The following is a 4,188-nucleotide window of genomic DNA, read 5'->3' as shown; positions in this document are numbered from 1 at the left end:
CGCCTACCGCTACCTGGACCGAACGCTGACCGCGCGAGGCTTTCCGCGCCCCCGCCACCGTGCGAGCGAGTGGATCGACGACTTGGTGCTGTGTCCGAACCCGGCCTACCGGCCGCCGGCTCTCCTGCCCGTGCCGGAACGGGTGCGGGAGGGCCCCGTACCGCAGACGTGCCCCTACCCGGGTCTGGCCGCGTTCGCACCCAGCCAGGCGCAGTGGTTCTTCGGCCGCGAGCATGTGATCACCGAGCTGGCCGGAGGGCTGGCCGGGTGTATGGACACAACCGACCCGTTGGTCCTCATGGGCCCCTCCGGGGCCGGGAAGTCCTCCGTGCTGGCCGCGGGCCTGCTGTCCGCTCTGGGCAAGGGGGCGATGCCGATGCCCGGAGCCAGAACATGGCCGCACCTGCTCATGACCCCCACCGAGCACCCGTTGGCCGAACTGGCCACCCGCCTGGAGCGGTTGGCCGGCGTGCCAGGCGCGTCGCTGCGCGAGGAGATCGAGAGCGACCCGCGTCGACTCGCCCCCGTCATCCGCGAGATGCTGCGTGCCCGAGCCGGCCGAACAGCGATCACCGGGTCGCGTCTGGTGCTGGTGGTGGACCAGTTCGAGGAAGTCTTCACCCAGTGTGCGGACGGGCGCGAGCGCCAGCTTTTCATCAGTGCCCTGTGCGCTGCCGCCGGCGGTGGTGGCGACGAGCCGCCCGCACTGGTGGTCCTGGGTCTGCGGTCGGACTTCCAGGACCACTGCGCCACCTACCCTGAACTGCGGCACGCTGTGCGTGACACTCCCGTCTTCCTCGGGCCGATGACCGCCGCCGAACTGCGTGAGGCCATTGCGGGGCCTGCTCGAATCGCCGGACTGGAACTGCAGCCGGGGCTGGTCGAGATTCTGCTGCGTGATCTCGGCGTCGACGAGACCGCGCAGGGATACGACCCGGAGTCCCTGCCGCTCCTCTCCCATGCCTTGCACGCCACATGGCACCATCGCGAGGGCCGCTCACTGACCGTGGCCGGTTATGCGGCCGCGGGCTACGTCCGGAACTCGGTCGAAAACACCGCCGAGGCGACCTACGGCCACTTCGACTCCGCCGAACAGCAGGCAGCCCGGTCCTTGCTGCTGAACTTGGTCCACATCGGCGAAGGCACCCAGGACACCCGTCGCCGGGCCAATCGCATCCGGCTGCTCCACGACTCGACCCATCCGGAGACCACGGACGAAGTTCTGGACAGGCTGGTCGACGCCCAGTTGGTCACCGTTGAGGCGGGATCCGTCTTCATCACCCATGAGGTGTTGCTGCACGCCTGGCCACGATTGCGCCAGTGGATCCACGACGACCGGTCAGGGCTGCGCATCCATCAACAGCTTGCGCAGGACGCCGACGCCTGGGACCAGGACGGGCGAAACCCCGCCCGGCTGTATCGCGGGTCCCGCCTCGGTCTTGCTCGGGAATGGGCCGCCAACCCCACCGGCCACAGTCGCCCCACCCCCCTGCAACGCACGTTCCTGCACGCCGGCGCCCAAGCCATCCGGCGGCGGAACAAGATGCTGGGGCTGCCTGCTGTCGCCCTGAGCGCAGCCCTGCTGGTCATGGCCGGCTGGCTCATGAGCGGCGGGGCCACGGACGAGCCCGATCCGTGGAAGGTCTCGCACCCTCTGCTGCGTGTCGGCGTCGCTGCGGACCAGCCGGGCATGAGCGTGTACGACGAGGAGACGAACAGCTGGTCGGGCTTCGAGATCCAGATGGCCCGCGAGATCGCCCGAAACATGGGGTATGACGATTCTGAGGTCGCATTCTCCTCTGTGGCGACCGACTCCCGGGTTGGTGCTCTAGGTACGGGACACGTCGACTTCGTCATCGCTTCGTTCGGCATCACGGATGACCGCAGGGCTGACCGCAAGGCGGGCTCCCTCAGCTTCGCGGGCCCGTACTACATGGCGAGCGGAGGCTTCCTGGTCCGCGGGAACGCCAACGAGAACGCGATCAGTGACTCCGGCGACCTGCTTGATACAGGAGCGAAAGTATGCACCGCACGTGGCTCTCCGTACGAGACGGCGCTGCCGAAGCTGGGCTTCACCATGGCGCGTGCACAGCCTGACACCTACGAGGGATGCCTGAACATGCTGCTGGACCCGAGGTCCGACGTTTACGCGATGGTCTCGGACGACATCGTCGTCGCCGGGTACGAGAAGGCCGGCCGGGGCAAGGTGCGACGGCTGGACGACCTCCAGGGCGCAGAGGGGTACGGCGTGGCCATGCGCTCCGAGACGCCGGCCCTGAAGAGGGAGGTGTGCTCGGCGCTCAAGGAGATCACCGCCGGTGGCGCCTGGGAGGCGATGTACAGGGAGAACCTGGCCGGTTTGACAGGGGCCAAGCCCATTCCCAGCCCCCCGGACCTGACGGAGTGCGAGGGCTGACCCCCCGCCGTTCGGGTCGCGGTGAGGGGACGCCGAACGCCGGTGACTTGCGGGTTCCGTGGCTCTTTCGTCGGGTGGGCGTGGCGGTGTGCCGACGTGCGGCCGGAGCCCGTGTTCCTGTCGCGGCGAGTGTGGTCATGGACGACGGTGTGCCCGCGGTGGCGGGCCTCCAGGTGCCGGACCGCCGCGGTCTCTGCGACACCCCGGCCTGAGGGAAGGGTGGACGACGGCTTCCGGGGCCTTGCGGACAAGTCCCCGAATCGGGTCTCCGCCCTGCCACGACGACTGGTCGGGATGAGCCGCCGAAACCCCTGAGGGCCGGCCTGGCCGGGCGGGCGCGAGCGCGCCTGAGACGCGGGGCCAACTTCCGGAGGCCGAGGAGACCCTCGGCTTCCGGTCGCGTTCAGCCGCCCACCGCCGTCGTCGTGAAGCGGTCGCCGCAGACGAGGGGCTCGGTCGTGCGCAGGGTGACCGCCTCCTTGGAGCCGGGCGGGTAGATCTTGAGGTAGTCGGGGCGGTCCCAGCACGGTGCGTCGGTCAGACCCTGGTTGACCGTGTGCAGCGTGACCGCCGTGCTCCCGCCGGGCTTGAGCACGGTCTTCTTCCCCGCCGACCCCTCACGCTCGGCCGGGTCACCGATCACGCCGCCGTCGCGCTTGATCAGTGAGACGCCCGGGAAGCCCTGGAGGACGCACGCGGTGTCGGACGTGTTGGCCAGCGTCAGCCGGTAGTAGATCTGCCCCGCGCCGCCATCGGAACGGCTCACACCGGGAGTCAGCTGCTCGGCGGTGCAGCGCTGCGGGCCGGCCTGGGTGGCCGGTTCCGAGGGTTGGGAGGTGCCGGACGGCGACGGGTCGTTCGAGGCGGCCGTACCGGGCGGTGACGGCTCGTCCGAGGAGGAGGCAGCGGTGGTGGGGGGCCGGGGCGTGGCACTGTCCGGCATCGTCTGACCGGAACCCGCTGGACTGCTCGATGCGGAGGTGTCGTCGCATCCGGCCAGGACGACCGCCACCGACAGGGCGGCAGCCGGGACGAGCGCGTACCGGCGGAGCCTGCGCCCGCTCCCGGGCGTCCGGCGGTCCGGAGGGCGGAAGGGCGGTGGCGCCGGGGGCGTCGGGGGCGTCGGGGGCGTCGGGGCGAACGGCTGTGAGTCCATGCCTTTCGCCTGCTCGTTCCCGCGGTCTCCCAACCGTCCTGCGTGCTTCAGCTCTGTCACAGAGGGCGGATACCGTGTCGCTTCGCTTTTCCCGCGCGGTGCTGCGAGCATGGAGCGGTCAGACATCAGGATGCTTCCTGACCTCCCCGAACCTGTGAGAGGTGGCCATGTCCTCCAAACGACGCCGCAAGAAGAAGGCGCGCCGCAAGAACGCCGCGAACCACGGCCGACGGCCGCAGTCCTGAGGCCTGAGGCCTGAGGATCCCGGAGCCCGGTCCCCCCGTACGACGGTGGGGCCGGGCTCTTCGTCGTGCGGCACGTCACGCCGCAACTGTCCGTCGGTACCGATCCGTTGACTTGAGCAGACGGTGTCCCTAGCGTGTCACCCCGTCATTACATCGATGTAATGACCCAGCGTTTCCCCCCCACTCACGCAACGAGCACCCACAGCTGCGAGGAGCCGCCCATGCGCGCTGCACCGACACCACCCCCCGCCTCCGCCGGTGCCCGCGCTCCGGGCCGCGGCCGTGCCCTGCGCCGCGGGGCCGCGGTACTGGCCGCGCTCCTCGCCGTCCTGGCGGGCCTGTTGACCGCCACACCGGCCGCGGTGGCGGAC

General features: G+C 70.2%; 2 protein-coding genes and 1 pseudogene. 2 read left to right on the top strand and 1 reads right to left on the bottom strand.

The features are described 5' to 3' along the window. The first annotated feature begins 85 nt into the window (after nucleotides 1-85). Nucleotides 86-2,416 (top strand): nSTAND1 domain-containing NTPase, encoded by a 2,331-nt coding sequence (locus IH13_RS39820; protein WP_324605200.1) that lies wholly within the window; start codon nucleotides 86-88, stop codon nucleotides 2,414-2,416. Nucleotides 2,417-2,819: 403 nt separating this feature from the next. Here IH13_RS39820 and IH13_RS45000 read toward each other — a convergent pair. After that, nucleotides 2,820-3,197, bottom strand: a pseudogene (locus IH13_RS45000) (DUF4232 domain-containing protein); the annotation flags it as partial. A 542-nt stretch (nucleotides 3,198-3,739) separates the two neighbouring features. Between IH13_RS45000 and IH13_RS46205 the strand changes: the two are divergent. Then, nucleotides 3,740-3,817, top strand: coding sequence for a 50S ribosomal protein bL37 (locus IH13_RS46205; RefSeq protein ID WP_373292019.1), 78 nt, complete (start codon nucleotides 3,740-3,742; stop codon nucleotides 3,815-3,817). Nucleotides 3,818-4,188: the final 371 nt, after the last annotated feature.

This window comes from Streptomyces sp. NRRL WC-3549 (assembly GCF_000721935.1).
Lineage (GTDB): Bacteria > Actinomycetota > Actinomycetes > Streptomycetales > Streptomycetaceae > Streptomyces.
This window is presented reverse-complemented; position numbering and strand designations above follow the sequence as displayed.